Genomic DNA, 16,028 nt, shown 5'->3' on the forward strand with positions numbered 1-16,028 from the left:
CCTCCACGTCCCGTTTCGCGGTCCTGAGACCGCACCAAGTTTGAAGAGATCGAAAGATGAAATTCACCCTTTCCTGGCTCAAGGAGCATCTGGAAACCGACGCCAGCCTGGAAGAGATCGTTGAACGTCTCACCCTGATCGGACTGGAAGTCGAGGAAGTCACCAACCGCGCCGACCGCCTGAAGCCGTTCAGAATCGCAAAGGTTCTGGAAGCCGAACAGCACCCGAATGCCGACCGGCTGCGCGTCCTGAAGGTTGACACCGGCGAGGGCGACCCGGTGCAGGTTGTGTGCGGTGCGCCGAATGCCCGCGCCGGCCTTGTCGGCGTGCTCGGCAAGCCGGGCGACTATGTTCCCGGCCTTGATGTCACGCTTTCCGTCGGCAAGATCCGCGACGTGGAAAGCTTCGGCATGATGTGCTCGGAGCGCGAGCTGGAACTTTCCAACGAACATGACGGCATCATTGACCTGCCGGCGGATGCGCCGGTCGGCATGGCCTATGCCGAATGGGCCGGCCTGGATGAGCCGGTCATCGAAATCGGCCTGACGCCGAACCGCCCGGACTGTACCGGCGTATATGGCATTGCTCGTGATCTTGCCGCAGCCGGCCTCGGCAAGCTGAAGGAACGCAGCAACGAACAGGTTCGCGGCAGTTTCCCCTGCCCGGTCAACGTGACGCTCGATTTCGGCGACACCAAGCCGATGTGCAAGGCCTTCGGCCTGCGCCTGGTCAAGGGTGTGAAGAACGGTCCCTCGCCGAAATGGCTGCAAGACCGCCTGACCGCCATCGGCTTGCGCCCGATCAACGCCCTCGTCGATATGACCAACTACATCACCTTCGATCAGGGCCGGCCGCTGCACGTGTTCGACGCCGACAAGGTTCACGGAAATCTGGTTGTCCGCCGCGGCAAGCAGGGCGAGAAGATCGACGGCCTCAACGGCAAGAGCTACGAGCTCGATGACACGATCTGCGTCATTTCCGACGACAACGGCGTTGAAAGTCTCGGTGGCATCCTGGGTGGCGAGCCTTCCGGCTGCACGGAAGAGACTGTCAACGTGCTGATCGAATCCGCCCTTTGGGACGAGGACGACATTGCCGCCACCGGGCGCAAGCTCGGCGTCAATACGGACGCACGCTATCGCTTCGAACGTGGTGTCGATCCCAACTACATGATGCCGGGTCTGGAATATGCCACGCGCATGGTCATGGACCTGTGCGGCGGCGAGCCGTCCGAAACGGTGCAGGCCGGTTCCGTGCCGGATACCAGCAACATCATCGATTTCCCCTATTCGGAAATCAGGCGCCTGTCCGGCGTCGATGTTCTGCCTGCTGAAGCAAACGTCACCCTGAAGTCGCTCGGATTCTGGATCTCAGGCGCCGGTGACACGGTCAAGGTGGCCGCGCCCAGCTGGCGACCGGACATTGAAGGCAAGACCGACCTCGTGGAAGAGGTTGTGCGCATCATCGGTCTGGAGCGTGTTCCGTTCACACCACTGCCGCGCACCGGTACCGTCGGCCAGAAGGTGCTGACCACCGGACAGATCCGCCGCAACAAGGCGCGCCGGGCACTGGCCGCCCGTGGCTTCAATGAAGCGGTTACCTGGTCGTTCATTGCCAAGGATCACGCTGAACTCTTCGGTGGCGGCAGCGCTGCGCTTGCGCTGGCCAATCCGATTTCCAGCGAGATGTCCGACATGCGCCCGAGCCTGCTTCCGGGCCTTTTGTTGGCGGCACAGCGCAATGCCGACCGGGGCTATGGAAACGTCGCCCTGTTCGAAGTCGGTCAGGTGTTCGAGAACGATACTCCGGAAGGCCAGAAGATGGTCGCAACCGGCGTGCGCCGCGGGTCTGCCAAGCTTCAGGGTTCCGGCCGGCACTGGTCGGGTGTTTCCCAGGCCGTCGACGTGTTCGACGCCAAGGCGGACGCCGAAGCAGCGCTGGCGGCCATTGGCGCACCGGTAGACAAACTGATGGTGTCTGCAGATGCCCCGGCAACGTTCCACCCGGGCCGGTCCGGCTGTCTCAAGCTTGGCCCGAAAAACGTTCTGGCGGTGTTCGGTGAAGTTCATCCGCGCACGCTGCAGCTGCTCGACATCGAAGGACCGCTGGTCGCATTCGAGATCTTCCTTGATGCGCTGCCCGAACCCAAGGGCAAGGGTGGCCGTTCCAAGGGTGCCCTCAATGTCAGTGGCCTCATGCCGGTTCAACGCGACTTCGCGTTCCTTGTCGGCAAGGACATTTCGGCCGAGGCATTGCTCAAAGCGGCTCGTGGCGCGGAAAAGACGCTGATCAGCGATGTCACGCTATTCGACATTTACGAAGGTCAGGGTGTGCCGGAAGGCCAGAAGTCAGTCGCCATCGACGTGACACTGCAGCCGCGTCAGAAGACCCTTACGGACGAGGAAATCGACGCCGTGGCAAAGAAGATCATTGCCAATGTCGAGAAGGCAACCGGTGGCACGCTGAGAGGCTGAGCCGGCGTTTCACAAGACGGGAAAAAAAGGCTGCGCGAACACCATCGCGCGGCCTTTTTACTGGCGGGCCTGCCCCATCTCTGCACAGACAAGGACGGAACATTTCGGGTTGTCCTTGGTCGGCACGAATGTCGGGCGCACCGTCTGGCCCGAGAAACACTGGTTCCGGCCGACGACGAACCGGTCGAACTTGTAAGGGCCTGATTTCAGATTGATGCCCCCGAATCTCTTGATCAGGTCCTGCGTCTGGTCACAGGTCAGTTGCGTGGTATCGGGCTGACGCCGGGTTTGCGCTTCCGCCTGCAGCACAGGGACAAGAGCCGCACACATAAACAGGCCTGCCTGAAGTGCGGACTTCGCAATTAACAGTTGTTTTCTTGTATTATTCTCGTTCATCGCAAGGCCTTTCCTGAGTATTCAGGCGAAGTCATGTATTAAATGGCTATGATTTCCAGCAGTAGGTAATCCGTATTTCATATTTGTGAAACGGTTTCCAAATGCAACACAGCGCTGCCCCGTCCGCGCATGAAATAGCAAGAAAAGCCTGCAAGGCGGTTAAGACTTGTGCCTCTTTATCCTGTTTTTGCAGAAGGATCCCGTTTACCGCTGCGTCCGGTTCTGGAAACACCTGTAGCCGACGGAGCACTGCGGGTTGTCTCGCGTGGGAGCAAATTTCGCACGGACCTGCCCCGTTTGCGGCCGGCAATAACTACCGTTTGCAACGAAGCGGTCAAAGGTCGACTGGCCGGTCGTCAGGACGATGCTGCCGCTTTTCCTGACCAGTTCCTGAGCCTGGGCACATGTCATTGAACGCGTGTCCGGACGCCCGGCCTGGGCCATGGCCGGTTCTACGGCGGCAGTGCCCCCGAGCCAGGTAAACGCCAGGAAGCCGAAACATGCGTTTCTGGAAAGTCGGGTCACATGACGTCTCCTGTTGAGGTCCGGGAGGGCAACCGCCCCGGATACGGCTCAGTCATACCGCCAGGGTTGGGGATTGATACAGCGAAGCACGTAGCATTTCGCATTGTCCCTCGTTGGAATGTAGTCCCGGCGCGTGACCTCGCCATGCTGGCAGTAGCTCCGGTTGGCCACATACCGGTCGAACGTATAGCGCCCGGTGCTGAGCACGACGGCCCCACGCTGATTGATCATGGACTGGACCTGCCCGCAGGACATGGCGGTGGAATTCGGCCGTCCGGATTGGGCCGCGGATGGCAGAGCGGTGACAAGCACCGCCCCGCAAGCGGCCAGTGCGGCGATCATTTGTGTGCGTGGCAAGAGGTACATCGGCAATTCCTGAAAAAACCAAACGTCTCCGAAGGAGATGGCGCCTACCTGCTTCATGTCAAGTCGGTGCCCCTCATCCGGTAGCGCGCGTATCTGCGGAGGACACATTCGCATGCATGGTCCTCATCATGCACGGCGCGCGATACCTTGAGAATCGGATAGGTTGCCCCTTCGCGAAAAGAGGATCCGGAAATGACCGCCGATTTGCAGATGGATGTACGCGACGCAAGGCTGGGCGATCCCTATGCGGCCAGCGAGGAGACGCGGTTGGCAGGTCTTGAGCAGATCCTCAGGACCGTGCCTCATGTGATGGAAATCCTGACCACCGTCCGCAACCTTGCCCTTCCTGATGCCTGGCTGGTGTCGGGCGGTATCTACCAGACTGTCTGGAACGTCCTCACCAACCGCCCCCTGGTGCACGGCATCAAGGATTTCGACATCATCTATTTCGACGGAACCGATCTATCCTATGAGGCTGAGGACGCTGTTATCGGCAAGGTCAACCAGGCCCTGCCCGACTTGGCGAGCCTTCTGGAAGTGAGAAATCAGGCTCGTGTCCACCTGTGGTACGAGAGCCGTTTCGGCAGGCCATACCGCCCTCTCGACTGTGCCATGGATTCGCTGACGACCTATGCCTCGCGCACCCATTCGGTGGCGGCACGGCTCGAAGAGGACGGGCGCATGGTGTTGCATGCGCCTTTCGGCCTTGCCAACCTGTTCGGCATGCGGCTGGTGCCCAATTACACACAGCCGAACCCGGAAACCTATGTGGAAAAGGCGGCCCGGATGAAGGCCCTCTGGCCGGAGCTGACAGTCATTCCCTGGGACAATGCCTGAGATGTCAGCGCTGCTCTCTTAGCGTACCGGTTATCACCCTGCCTTGCGGGTGGCTTCATTGTGTTGCCCGGCTTCCATGTGCCACGAACCACTCGCTTGTTCCGAAAGCAGGCGAGCGCGTATCAGACCGCGCACGGAATTGCCGACGTAGACTTCCTCGGCCTCTTGCAGATCCTGAAGCGTAAGGTCTGCCTCGCTTGCCAGACCACGTTCCAGAAGCCCCGCCCGGAAGGTGCCGGGGAGAAGCCCGTGACGAAGCGCAGGCGTCAGCAAGCTGCCGTTCCGCTTCAAGAAAAGAGTGGTGTAGCTGCCCTCGGTGAGATAGCCGTTCTCGTTCAGGAACAGCACCTCCTGGCAACCGGTTTCCGCCTGATACCGCTGGCGCGTGTCATCGTAGAAGGCCCGGTTGGTGGTCTTGTGGAACAGGAACCTGTCGGTTGACCAAGTGGTTTCTTGCGCAATCACCAGATTGAAAACGGCGTCCTGAGCGGCCGGCGGAAGATCCGTCGACGTGACCGAAATGCCGCCATCCGCCGACAGCAACAGCCGCACACGCCTGGAACCGGCAAAGGTGCGAACATGCTGCAGAAGCTCCTCACGCACGTCTTCTTCGCGGTAAGGAAAGCCGAAATAGGCCGCTGAGGCCTGCAGGCGCTGCATGTGCCGTTCCAGAAGCAAATAGCCGTCGCCCGGGTGATAAGCCAGCGTCTCGATCAGATCGAAGCCGGGCGTATCTTCACTCATGAACCTCAGTTTCAAGACGCATTCGTCGTATTCGGGAGACGCGCCACTGTCGAAGATCACACCGGACCCGCTTCCGGCTTCTCCGCTGCCGTCGTTTCGCAGCACCAGCGTCCGGATGGCGACATTCAGCCGGAAATCGCCTCCAGGCGCGAGATAGCCGATCGAACCGGTGTAGACGCCACGCGGGCCGGTTTCCAGATCCTGGGCAATCTGCATGGCGCTGAGTTTCGGCGCTCCCGTGATCGAACCGCAGGGGAAGAGATGTTCGGCGATGCGTGCAAAGCCGACGTCATCGGGAACTTCAGCTTCGACCGTCGAGGTCATCTGGTGAAGGCTTTGGTAGCGCTCCACCTCGCACAGTTTGGTCACCTTGACCGTGCCAGTGTCGGCGATGCGTGAAAGGTCGTTGCGCATCAGGTCGACGATCATGGTGTTTTCGGACCGCTGCTTGGGATCGCTTGAGAGCGTGCGCGCAATCGTGGCGTCCTCGGAAGCGTAACGCCCTCGGGGCGCGGTGCCCTTCATGGGTTTAGTCCGCAGGCAGGTGCCCCGGCGCTCCAGGAAGAGTTCCGGCGAGAGAGACAGGATCGTCCGGTCTTCAAGACGCAGGAAAGCGGCAAATTCCACCGGCTGGCGACGCAGAAGGGTCTGGAAGATCCGTTCCGGAGCCCCCTGGTGCCGGAACCGTGCGCGCATGGTCAGGTTGACCTGATAGATGTCGCCCTTCGCCAGATGGTCGCGGACGCGGGCAAAGGCCGTATCGTAAGCGGCCCTGTCCATATCGAACTCCAGCTTGCCGATGGCAGCCTCGCCGTCGCCAGCCACGCTTTCCAGCATAGCTTTGGCTTCGTTCAGACCCAGTTCCGCCGGCGCACCATACAGCCCGAACCAGAGCAACGGCTCTTCTGTTTGATGAAACCGTTGCCGCAGCTTTTCCTCGAAGGCAAAACCCAGTTCATAGGCAAGGTAGCCTGCCGCATGGCGCCCGTCCGTCTGGGCGGCCTCAAGCTGTTCGAGGCAGCCCTGAACCTCCTCAAGCCGGGAGCAAGTGATCACCTCATCCGGCGCCTGAAACAACAGCGCAGACCGCTGCTTCAACAGGTCCAGCAGCAGGACCGTTCCGGGCGCGAAGGAGGATGCAGGCATCGTTTGGCGTCAGTGTCCGCAAGGGTGAAGAATGCTGCCAGCGTGGCACGTTTTCATTCGCTACGCTGGTTCGTTAGGGGCGGCTCATGGCATTCAAGCGACATCAGGTCAAGCATGCAGGACAGGAGAGCACCCCAAGAACGAAAAAACCGGCGGACTGGCCGCCGGTTTCAGAAGATCACGATCTGTTGCGGCCGTACTCTCAGGCCGCGACATCCTTCAGGAAGGCGGTGATTGCCCGGCGCATGTCCTGGGTCTCCAGATCGAGGGTTTCGGCCGCCTCGACCATGGAGCCGACCGAGTGGCTGGTGCGTTCGACAGATTCCCGCACACCGTCGATGTTGTTGGCAACCCGGCCCGTGCCGTCCGCGGCTTCCGCCACATTGCGCGAGATTTCCTGGGTCGCCGCGCCTTGTTCACCAACGGCGGCAGCAATGGCGGCCGTATAGCTGTTGACCTCGTCCATCGTCGTCGCAATCACTCCGATGGATTCCACCGCGTCCTTGGTTTCCGCCTGGATCGCCGCGATCTGGGCGCCAATTTCTTCCGTTGCCTTGGACGTCTGTGTCGCCAGATCCTTCACTTCGGCAGCAACAACCGCAAAGCCCCTGCCAGCTTCGCCCGCGCGGGCCGCCTCTATGGTGGCGTTGAGAGCCAGAAGGTTGGTCTGTTCGGCAATCGCCTGGATCAGCGTGACGACCTCGCCGATCCGATTGGCCGCATTCGCAAGGCCCGCGACCTTGCTGTTGCTGGTTTGCGCATTTTCCGTCGCCCGGTTGACGATGCCGGTGGTCTGTTCGACCTGGCGCGAAATCTCCGCGATCGAGGACGACAGCTCTTCTGCGGCGGAAGCAACCATCTGCACGTTTGAGGACGCCGTTTCGGACGCATCCGATACGGAGCCTGCACGCGACGAGGTGTTTTCGGCAACGGTGCCCAGCTCGGTTGCGGCATCCCGCATTTCGCGCACCTTCAGGCCGACACCGTCCAGCTTGGCAGCGATGTCACTTTCAAACGCCATGATGCGTTCGTTGATGACCTTCTGCTTGGCGCGCTCCATTTCGTCATTTTCAGCGGTCCGGTGCTGCAGCACCATTGCCTGGGCGCGAGCGGCCTCGGCCTCCTCGCGTGCCTTGTCGGAAGCGGCAAACGCTCGTGCCAGGCTGTCGGTCATCCACCAGAGTGCACCGACTTCCGCAACCACGACAAGCGCATGAAAGACCACGCGGCTGAAATCCGCCCCACCAGGAAACACGGCCCAGGGCATGGCAAAATTCAGGACAAGGTGGTGCACGGCGACGACGGCTGCATAGGCAACCAGCGCCCGCCAGTCGACCCAGCTGGCCAGGATCGCCAGAACGGCGAAGAAATACATATGTGCGTCGAGCTGATAGGTGATCTGACCATCCGGTGTCGCCAGAGCGGCCACGAACAGGGCAACCAGCCCGGCAAGGGACATGGAGGTGGCAAGGCGCGTTTCGACGCCGGCTCCGAACTTGATCCATGTACCGGTGGCCGCAACGCCCAGGAGCAAGGCTGCCCCGCAAACCGCCACGAGCGAAACATAGCCAACCCACCAGGCCGTTCCCATGACCAGGAAGACATTCACCCAGATAAAATGGATCAGCATCCGCGCAAACTTCTGCCGAAACTGGTCCAGACCGGAAAGCTGACCCGACATCTGATCCGCTTGAGACATTTCCACACCGTTCATTTCAACTGCTCCAGGGAGACACCGCTCAATCGCGCACAGGCTTGCGCGATGAAGGAAGACGCCACAAAACCGGCGCCTGACCGGTAAAGATTTGCGATGGACTGTTGTTCACCGGCTTCGGTGAGCGCCACCCAGCTTCTGTCCCCGACGAACAGTACCGGGCCACCCGATCTGGCGATGACACTGACCGCGCTTTCACCCCAGGGCCATGCGAATACCGCGACCGGCCCTTCGCGCGCTGGCATCAACGAGCCGACGAGCATCAACAGGCAGCTGGCCAGGAAGTATCCGGTTGCAAAAATTTTTGCCGAACGGCTCACGAAGTCGATCCTTAAACGCCCATGCGTCAGGTCAATCCTCGCAGCGCAAATTTAAAAAAGCCTGAAACTTCCCTAGAGTATTGAAAGATATAAGCTATCTACGAAATTGTACTTATATAGATTCTGACTTTTTTGACCCGCGACAGCTGGCTTTCAATATGGGCGACCCTGGCAAGGAAACGACTGAGACACTGCCGGCCTCAAGAGCCGAAGAATTCAAAAAGACGGGGCAGCGCCGTCACTGGCACTGCCCCGTCTTGAACTCAACCGGAACCAAGCTCGCGATCGGACAGCCGTCAGGCGGTCTGGCCCAGCCCGACCGGGCACGAAATGCCCGTGCCGCCGATCCCGCAATAGCCGGCCGGGTTCTTGGCCAGATACTGCTGATGGTAATCCTCGGCGAAATAGAAGGTATCCAGCTCCCGGATTTCCGTCGTGATGGTGCTTGCCACGCCACCGGCCTTCAGGGCGGCCTGATAGGCTTGCCTCGACTGTTCGGCTCCGGCAAGGTCGTCGCCTTCGCTCACGTAGACGGCCGAGCGATACTGGGTACCGGTATCATTGCCCTGGCGCATGCCCTGGGTCGGATCGTGATTTTCCCAGAAGACCTTCAGAAGATCTCCGAGGGAAATCTCCGCCGGGTCATAAACGACCAGGACCACTTCCGTGTGGCCCGTGCGCCCGGTGCAGGTTTCATGGTAGGTCGGGTTGGGCGTATATCCGCCCGCGTAGCCGACCGCGGTGACATAGACACCGGGCAGCTGCCAAAACAGGCGTTCAGCGCCCCAGAAGCAGCCCATTCCGACCACAAGGGTTTTCATGTTGTCCGGATAGGGGCCTGCGAGCGGTCGCCCGTTGACGAAATGCGGCTCAGCCGGCCGGATCGCCTCGGAACGCCCCGGCAGGGCCTCGTCCTTGGCCGGCAGCGAAAATTTCTTGGTCAGCATCGTCATGAACGACATGGCTTTCTCCCACACATGCCGACATGGCCTCTCGAGGATCCCGGGAAGCAGTCGGCTTATTTCAGGAGCTAATGTGGCGCAGCTGCGCCCGCTTTCCAAGAGGCCCGTCACGCAACGGTGTTCGCGTGTGAGCGGAAACTGCCGTTTTGCGACACCTCGTCTGATGCTGCAAGAAGCCGCGTCAGGCGTAAAGCGCACGCTGGCTGCGGCGCTTGGCTCCCAGCCAAAGCAGCGCCAGGCCGATCGGAGCGAAGACCGCCCAGACCGGCCAGGTCAGGACAGTCTCTTTCAGGGTCTGCCAGACCGTCGGGTCAAAAGACGCCACGATGTGGGCTTCCGCCATTTCGAGAGAGGCAGGCGACAGGTTCTGCCAGACCTGGCCAAGCTGGGCCAGGCGGATTTCGGACAGGGCAATGGAAGAACTTGCATCGGAAATGCCGGCAATAATGGCGACGGCGACAAAGCCGTAGCCGAGGATGCGGAATAAAAACTTCAAAACACTGATCATCGCTTTGCTTTCAGCTTTGCCAAAATATTAAACGGAGCGCTCGCACCAGTCAGGCCTTCAAATAGTAGCCGCCGGATGTTGAGCATTCCTTTAGGGTAATATCACCCCGCGCAGGAACAAGATTTGATATTCAACACATTCTTGTGACTTTGGTTCCCTGCTTTCGCAAGTGCTTTCGTTTCAAATGCTTCGAAATAAATTCAGGTAGCGCGTTAGTTGCAGTGCAGCATTTCCCCAATACGCAGGCACAAAGCCGCCTGCTCAGACCTGTGTCACACTGTGGCCGCCTCGTTTCCCCGACCTATCGCAACGCCGAACCCCAAGCGAGGTTATCTTCCCGCACAGAGACTAAGCCGTGCCATGATCTTGCCGGCGAGACGTCTCTCGACCCTCGAAAACACCAGACGCTGATTCTGCGCGGCCACACATGCGCCCGGCCAGCCTCCAGCCGCAGACAAACCGCCTTGGTACTGCCACGACAGGAAAGATTTTTTCGGCCCAGGCATTGCCGGCTGCATGGCACGTTACAGCCGTTTTTTGCAGCTCGCCCGAGCCCCGCAACCCCTCGACAATCCACAGCGGCGAGGCACCGAAAAAAAAACTTGTTCAAGTGCTTGCACTTGATCGCGCCATGGGTATATTGCGCCCCACTCAAGCGGGTGACGCTTGCGACGGACAGGTGGCCGAGTGGTTGAAGGCGCACGCCTGGAACGCGTGTATACGGGCAACCGTATCGAGGGTTCGAATCCCTCTCTGTCCGCCATTTCTCTTTCCAAGACATTGAAATTTTTTGTTTTTAAGGTTGGCCTATCGCTCAACCCATCATTCTGGCCATGGCAGGCCCGGTCATTCCACAATCTGTCCAAATTATGCTCATGCCTCGCTATTTCCGCTGCAACCTGAAGCATCGCTGCTTATCGCCTGAGGCGTAGGTGGCAACCAAGACGCACGCAGCGTGCCGGAGGCCAGGCCCGCGTTGTATGTCAGCGTCTGGCGAGCGAAGAGAACGTCGACTGGAATAAACGTGCTGGCAGCAATCGAGCTCGCCAAAGAACTCGGACCGACCGCGACCGTCGTTACAGTCGCTTGTGACAGCGGCCTCAAATACACGAACGGCGTATTGTTCAATGGTTCGAGGTACAACACTTCCTAAGTGGCTTACCTCTTAAAAGACATCGAATGTTAGCTGCTGGAATTCAAATCAATTCCCGACAGGAGTTGCGCTGCCTATGTCTGCTTCAGGGAAACTTGCATACGGAACTAAACGACCTATGTGGGGCCGCGAAGCCGCCATTGAACCAATCGAAGGTGAATGTCCGGATTCGGCCGTTTGTGTCGACCAGCACCACGAGGTAGGGATAGGCGCGTCACGACGGCGAAAGGCTGCCTGGAGCCCGCTTTGACCAATGCTGCATTTTGCAGCAAAGTCAGCTTTGTAAGAGACTTTTCTTAAACGCACCCATCCAAAATTCGCGTTGGAGAACCCGTGCCCACCATCACCGCATTCAAATCATCTCCCGACAAAGGTGTCGGCCTTGCGCGTGATATGCGTGTCCGTTGGGCGCTTGAGGAAGCCGGCCAGTCCTATGATGTGCGACTGGTGACTTTCAAAGAATTGAAGCAGCCAGCGCACCTCGCCCTCCAGCCCTTCGGTCAGATACCAACCTATGAAGACGGTGACGTGGCTTTGTTCGAATCTGGGGCCATCGTGTTCCACATCGCGGAGCGTCACGCTGGCCTGCTGCCCGGCGATGGAGCAGGACGCGCACGGGCGATAAGCTGGATGTTCGCTGCCCTGAACACGGTTGAGCCTCCGATCATCGAGCGCGACTACGTCAAGTATTTCGAGGCCGATAAGAGTTGGCAAGCGGAACGGTTCGCCATGGTCGATGACCGCATCCGAACACGGCTGGATCAACTCGCCGCCGCCTTGGGAGAGCCGACCTGGTTGGCCGGACCTTTCAGCGCAGCCGATATCCTTATGGTTCACGCGATCCGCAGGTTAGAGGGATCGGGCATACTGGAAGAGTATCCAATCTTTATGGATTACATCGCGCGTGCGGCAGAGCGACCCGCCTACAAGCGAGCATTCGACGCGCAGTACGAGGTGTTCCAGCAAGCCTCGTCGAAGTGAGAAAGCAGACGTTGCCCGCGACAATGTAGATGGCAGCCAAGTCCCCTAAGTGGGCCTTGGAAGTGAGGTAGATAACGCAGCAGTGGATGGGTGGTGTGGCGGGCCGGCGCGCAGCATGCAGTTCCACCGATGAACGGCAGCGGACCGTCGGGTAATGGCCGCAGCGATAAGCGAAGCGGACATTGGTGCGCCACGCAGCCAAGGTCCGGATCGTGTCAGAGAATAGGTTGTCGGGAATTGCGCGCCTTCTCACTGCAACAGAGATGACCCCAGCCAACGGAAAGTCAATTCAGTCCGCTCAAATAACCTGACGCAGAACCGCTTCCGGACATGGAGAAAAAGACGCCATTATCACGCTCAGCGCTGTTTGGCTTCTGCCGAACCCTGTTCCTCAGGGCTTCCGCTGTAATGGATACCCCAACCTCAAGATTTGAATGGTGTTCACCAAGGCTCGGATCAATGAGGCCGTGCTGGTACCGGTCGACAAGCGTTTCTGGGAGGTCAACCAGCCAGAAGTTTTCGTCAGAATGGAAGGACAGAAGGATCGTATAAGGGGCAATCCCATGTTCTTTGATCATCGCCTCAATCAGAAGCATGCCGCCATCAAGCGATAGGCCCACCTCCTCGCGAATGGCCTGGGGTGCTTCTGTGTATCTGTAGGCGGGTGCTGCCCTGCGCGGCATTCGAAAAAACAATGGTGGCTTTTCAAGCAGGCTGGGGCAGAAAGTGCCAATTTTTTCGATGAAGACCTTTCCTATGCCGAACTCATCGCCATGAAAGGCAATCATGTGTTCAACCGACTTGTAGGCAATGTGTTCGTGCCCAACGAATTCGGCTGAATTCGCATCACCAACCAAAACGTCGTTCTGGTAATCGACGTCCAAAAGCGTGAATTCACATCCGGTGATCCCAATACTGAAATTCCATTGGTGCTCAAAAAGACGATTTACGTCTCCGGGATTGCGCACCAGGATCTTGATCCCAATGACACCAAATGGCGCTTCGCGTGAGATCATCTTTTGAACGGCGCCGTCTTGAATATCAAAGACTGTGGAGGTGTTCCGCAAGTCGATGAGATGAGACTGAAATTCAGCGCCTATCCTGTCAATCAGTCTTTCAACGCGGCCCTTACTTGGTGACACATCAGTCTCCGGTCTCTTTCTGGTCGCTCATGCTTCAGACCAATATATGTGATCCGCGCATTGTCGGTAACTCCCTGCCTTTGAAAATAGCGCACCTGGTAAGGTTTAGAAGGTCCTACCCATAGCACCTTCACCCGACGCGAAATGAACGGTCAATCCGTATGCGATGAATGATGGCTTTTGGGAGCAAACGGAAAGCCGACGAACGACCAAAATGGGGACGCATTCCGGACCACCAGCTTCCATAAATACCGACACCGCGTTTCTGGGCGATTCTGGGCGGTGCTGTGGTCCGGAGAGCGCTCAAGGGAGTTTCAGAGACGGTCCCAACACCCGCTGTTAGTAAGAGGCTTGCAGCATCCTGAGATAGTCGTCGGCGGTTGCGTCAATGGGGTTGGTCTTGTGGCTGTGGTCGGCCAACGCCCCCTGAATGATGCGGTCGAAGAGATCTTCGGAAACACCCAGCTCCGACAGGCTGACGGGCAACCCGATGGCCGCCGTCATCTCCTTGATTGCCGCGCCGATATCCGTTCCGGTAGCCAGCCCCATGGCATCGGCCAACCGGGCATACTTGTTCTCGCTGACGGATGTCGGGGCCGCCTTGTTGAATTCCAGAACCGCAGGCATGAACACCGCGTTCAAGGTCCCGTGGTGCAGTTTCGGATTGAGCCCGCCGAGCGCATGACTGAGGCTGTGCACACAGCCCAGCCCTTTTTGGAAGGCCATCGCGCCCATGGTTGCGGCGATTGCCATGTTGGCGCGGGCGTTCTTGTCATCCGGTGTTTCCGTCGCCTTGCGGATATTCGCCCAGGCGCGGCGCAGTCCTTCAAGTGCGATGCCGTCTGCCGGCGGATTGAAGGGCGGGGCAAGATAGGTCTCGATGCAGTGCGAGATCGCGTCCATTCCAGTGGCTGCAGTCAAAACGGGCGGCTGCGTCATGGTCAATTCCGGATCGACAATCGCGGCTTTCGGAACAAGGAATGGAGACAGCAAGCCGACTTTTCGGCCATCATCCAGTATCACAATCGCCCCGCGTCCAACTTCGCTACCGGTGCCTGACGTTGTCGGAATGGCGATGGTCGGCCAGGTTTTGGCCGTGATTTTTTGCAGGCCCCCCTCGATGACCGCATAGGTCTTCAGGGCGCCACCATGTGCGGCGAGGATGGCAACCGCCTTTGCAAGATCGATCGCCGATCCGCCACCAATGGCGATAATTCCGTCGGCTTCAACCTCTTTGAACAAGTCAGTCGCGACACGAACGGCCGCCTCATTCGGGTTGCCGGGGGTCTCGTCGTAAACGCCTGCCAGCTCCTTGCCGAGGACGGCTTCAATCTTGTCGAGAAATCCGAGCCCGCGCACGCCCTTGTCCGTCACTACGAGCGGGCGAGAAATTCCGGCGAGCGCCAGTTCCTCCTTCAACGTGGCAAGCTCGCCAAAACCGAACTGGACCCGGGTTACGTAATTGATCAGAGGCATGCCGCTCCCTTTGCTGATATGCCCAATGGAAACCGATCCGGATTGAAGGCTAGCCATTTGGGCGAATATTTTTGGTTCGCCGCAAGATAAACTCTAAATGTGACCTGTAAATCCACTCTCTTTCAATTCGGGTATAACGAGAAGAGAATTGACGCTTCCCGCAATGCCGTTTCTCTCGAGAGAGACAGACTTGGTTTGCTTACTGTCATTTCGGCGATCGATGGCAACGGATGACTGGCAACGGACGACTGGCAACGGCTCATCCGCCAAGGGTCAGCAGCGAACTGGCGGCTTGCGTGCTTCCATCGGGTTTAACTGCGCCCACAAGCGCTTTCCATTCCACCGACCTTCATCTGCCAGTCTTCTGACGAGTGCTCTGAAAGGTACTTCAGGACGGCAAGTCTGCGGCCTGCGGGCTCGCCTGGCAGGCGCTGAAACGGTCTGTGTCCCGGCATCGCCTGCGACCCGTTTAAATTCTGAACTAAAAATTCAACTTTTTTAATCCGGACCGGTTCCCTCACCCGCTGCTTTCGGTGTAAAGATCGATTAGCCAGGGCAGCGACGGTCTTGATGATGATCGCGCAGACCGCCTCAGCCTTCAAAAATCTCCAGCAGTTCTGAAAGCCAATCGTGCGTTTCGTGCGTCCCGACGGGACAGCCCTTTTCGCGGATTGATACCCCCATCCGGCTTCGCCGATGCCACCCACGTGCTGCCCTGGAGACAAGTCTTTAACTCGAATGGCGCGCGGTCGGAGTTCTTTTCCGGAGCCAGGCCGCGAGCCGCAACGGGAGAGCGAAGGGATGAAGAGATCTTTGGTTTCGGCGCCGGTTCGGGCGGTTGCGCTCGCCTTGATGCTGAGCAGTCAGTTTGCTGCCGCAGCCAACGCGCAATCGGCGTCTCAAGCAGCGTCCCAAACCGCCTCCAAGACAAGCGAAGCGATCTCCGTCCAGTTGAACGATGCGGAGACGGTCAACGGGTCCTGCCGGTTGACCTTCGTCATCCGCAACACCTTGCCAACACCCGTAGACGCCCTTGGCCTCGACCTGGTGATGTTCGACACGTCTGACGGCGTTTCCGGCTATGCGGCGATCGACTTCGGCGATCTCCCCACCGGCAAGACGCGTGTCCGGCAATATGACGTTGCCAAGGGAGACTGTACCGGCATCTCTCGCGTCCTTGTGAACGAGGTGCGCGCCTGTGACCTTCAGGACACCGCCCAACAGGACTGCCTGCCGCTGCTGCGGATCGACTCGCGGTCGGAAATCGACCTGATCCTCTGATAA

At 59.0% G+C, this 16,028-nt stretch carries 14 protein-coding genes and 1 tRNA gene; 5 read left to right on the top strand and 10 right to left on the bottom strand.

Going from position 1 to position 16,028, the window contains the following annotated elements:
- The first annotated feature begins 56 nt into the window (after positions 1-56).
- Entirely contained in the window at positions 57-2,474 is a 2,418-nt protein-coding gene (gene pheT / locus FIU93_RS02525) for a phenylalanine--tRNA ligase subunit beta (RefSeq protein ID WP_152504749.1), read from the top strand.
- 57 nt (positions 2,475-2,531) lie between these two features.
- Here the strand turns inward: pheT and FIU93_RS02530 are convergent, their stop codons facing one another.
- From FIU93_RS02530 to FIU93_RS02540, 3 genes are all read right to left on the bottom strand, one after another.
- Complete coding sequence (locus FIU93_RS02530; RefSeq protein ID WP_145915833.1) at positions 2,532-2,870, bottom strand: hypothetical protein; 339 nt, start codon at positions 2,868-2,870, stop codon at positions 2,532-2,534.
- 204 nt (positions 2,871-3,074) lie between these two features.
- Positions 3,075-3,395 carry a hypothetical protein gene (locus FIU93_RS02535; protein ID WP_022999678.1) on the bottom strand — a complete coding sequence of 107 codons (321 nt, stop codon included), beginning with the start codon at positions 3,393-3,395 and terminating at the stop codon, positions 3,075-3,077.
- Positions 3,396-3,443: 48 nt separating this feature from the next.
- Positions 3,444-3,761 (bottom strand): hypothetical protein, encoded by a 318-nt coding sequence (locus FIU93_RS02540; RefSeq protein WP_035908077.1) that lies wholly within the window; start codon positions 3,759-3,761, stop codon positions 3,444-3,446.
- A gap of 192 nt (positions 3,762-3,953) precedes the next feature.
- Between FIU93_RS02540 and FIU93_RS02545 the strand changes: the two genes are divergently transcribed.
- A complete protein-coding gene (locus FIU93_RS02545) occupies positions 3,954-4,598 on the top strand; it encodes a nucleotidyltransferase family protein (protein WP_152504750.1) in 645 nt (214 codons plus the stop codon).
- A 33-nt stretch (positions 4,599-4,631) separates the two neighbouring features.
- Here FIU93_RS02545 and pabB read toward each other — a convergent pair whose 3' ends face one another.
- The 5 genes from pabB to FIU93_RS02570 form a co-directional block, all read right to left on the bottom strand.
- Entirely contained in the window at positions 4,632-6,488 is a 1,857-nt protein-coding gene (gene pabB, locus FIU93_RS02550; RefSeq protein ID WP_152504751.1) for an aminodeoxychorismate synthase component I, read from the bottom strand.
- A gap of 202 nt (positions 6,489-6,690) precedes the next feature.
- Complete coding sequence (locus FIU93_RS02555) at positions 6,691-8,202, bottom strand: methyl-accepting chemotaxis protein (RefSeq protein ID WP_152504752.1); 1,512 nt, start codon at positions 8,200-8,202, stop codon at positions 6,691-6,693.
- The gene (locus tag FIU93_RS02560; RefSeq protein ID WP_022999673.1) at positions 8,199-8,522 is read right to left on the bottom strand and encodes a hypothetical protein; all 324 of its coding nucleotides are present in this window, start codon (positions 8,520-8,522) and stop codon (positions 8,199-8,201) included. Before FIU93_RS02560 ends, FIU93_RS02555 begins: the two co-directional genes overlap by 4 nt.
- Positions 8,523-8,818: 296 nt before the next feature.
- Positions 8,819-9,484: a peptide-methionine (S)-S-oxide reductase MsrA gene (msrA, locus tag FIU93_RS02565; RefSeq protein WP_162493105.1), complete on the bottom strand. Its 666-nt coding sequence runs from the start codon at positions 9,482-9,484 to the stop codon at positions 8,819-8,821.
- Between the two features lie 181 nt (positions 9,485-9,665).
- Positions 9,666-9,980 carry a hypothetical protein gene (locus FIU93_RS02570; RefSeq protein ID WP_145903647.1) on the bottom strand — a complete coding sequence of 105 codons (315 nt, stop codon included), beginning with the start codon at positions 9,978-9,980 and terminating at the stop codon, positions 9,666-9,668.
- A 685-nt stretch (positions 9,981-10,665) separates the two neighbouring features.
- Here FIU93_RS02570 and FIU93_RS02575 point away from each other — a divergent pair.
- Together FIU93_RS02575 and FIU93_RS02580 are read left to right on the top strand one after the other, a co-directional pair.
- Positions 10,666-10,755 (top strand) — tRNA-Ser (locus FIU93_RS02575).
- Positions 10,756-11,538: 783 nt separating this feature from the next.
- Positions 11,539-12,126: a glutathione S-transferase family protein gene (locus FIU93_RS02580; protein WP_152507473.1), complete on the top strand. Its 588-nt coding sequence runs from the start codon at positions 11,539-11,541 to the stop codon at positions 12,124-12,126.
- A 284-nt stretch (positions 12,127-12,410) separates the two neighbouring features.
- Here the strand turns inward: FIU93_RS02580 and FIU93_RS02585 are convergent, their stop codons facing one another.
- Positions 12,411-13,268 carry a hypothetical protein gene (locus tag FIU93_RS02585; protein WP_145903644.1) on the bottom strand — a complete coding sequence of 286 codons (858 nt, stop codon included), beginning with the start codon at positions 13,266-13,268 and terminating at the stop codon, positions 12,411-12,413.
- Between the two features lie 339 nt (positions 13,269-13,607).
- Positions 13,608-14,744, bottom strand: coding sequence for an iron-containing alcohol dehydrogenase (locus FIU93_RS02590; RefSeq protein WP_152504753.1), 1,137 nt, complete (start codon positions 14,742-14,744; stop codon positions 13,608-13,610).
- Positions 14,745-15,545: 801 nt separating this feature from the next.
- Here FIU93_RS02590 and FIU93_RS02595 point away from each other — a divergent pair.
- On the top strand, positions 15,546-16,025 hold the full coding sequence (locus FIU93_RS02595; RefSeq protein ID WP_152504754.1) for a hypothetical protein: 480 nt from the start codon (positions 15,546-15,548) through the stop codon (positions 16,023-16,025).
- Positions 16,026-16,028: the final 3 nt, after the last annotated feature.

The sequence above is a fragment of the Labrenzia sp. THAF35 genome, from assembly GCF_009363595.1.
GTDB classification, from domain to species: domain Bacteria; phylum Pseudomonadota; class Alphaproteobacteria; order Rhizobiales; family Stappiaceae; genus Roseibium; species Roseibium algicola.

Excerpts from the sequence above, each read along its gene's own strand:
- FIU93_RS02590 (WP_152504753.1), bottom strand. The coding sequence starts at position 14,744 with ATGCCTCTGATCAATTACGTAACCCGGGTCCAGTTCGGTTTTGGCGAG.
- FIU93_RS02540 (WP_035908077.1), bottom strand. The coding sequence starts at position 3,761 with ATGTACCTCTTGCCACGCACACAAATGATCGCCGCACTGGCCGCTTGC.
- pheT (WP_152504749.1), top strand. The coding sequence starts at position 57 with ATGAAATTCACCCTTTCCTGGCTCAAGGAGCATCTGGAAACCGACGCC.
- FIU93_RS02545 (WP_152504750.1), top strand. The coding sequence starts at position 3,954 with ATGACCGCCGATTTGCAGATGGATGTACGCGACGCAAGGCTGGGCGAT.
- FIU93_RS02595 (WP_152504754.1), top strand. The coding sequence starts at position 15,546 with ATGAAGAGATCTTTGGTTTCGGCGCCGGTTCGGGCGGTTGCGCTCGCC.
- FIU93_RS02530 (WP_145915833.1), bottom strand. The coding sequence starts at position 2,870 with ATGAACGAGAATAATACAAGAAAACAACTGTTAATTGCGAAGTCCGCA.
- msrA (WP_162493105.1), bottom strand. The coding sequence starts at position 9,484 with ATGTCGTTCATGACGATGCTGACCAAGAAATTTTCGCTGCCGGCCAAG.
- FIU93_RS02580 (WP_152507473.1), top strand. The coding sequence starts at position 11,539 with ATGCGTGTCCGTTGGGCGCTTGAGGAAGCCGGCCAGTCCTATGATGTG.
- FIU93_RS02555 (WP_152504752.1), bottom strand. The coding sequence starts at position 8,202 with ATGAACGGTGTGGAAATGTCTCAAGCGGATCAGATGTCGGGTCAGCTT.
- pabB (WP_152504751.1), bottom strand. The coding sequence starts at position 6,488 with ATGCCTGCATCCTCCTTCGCGCCCGGAACGGTCCTGCTGCTGGACCTG.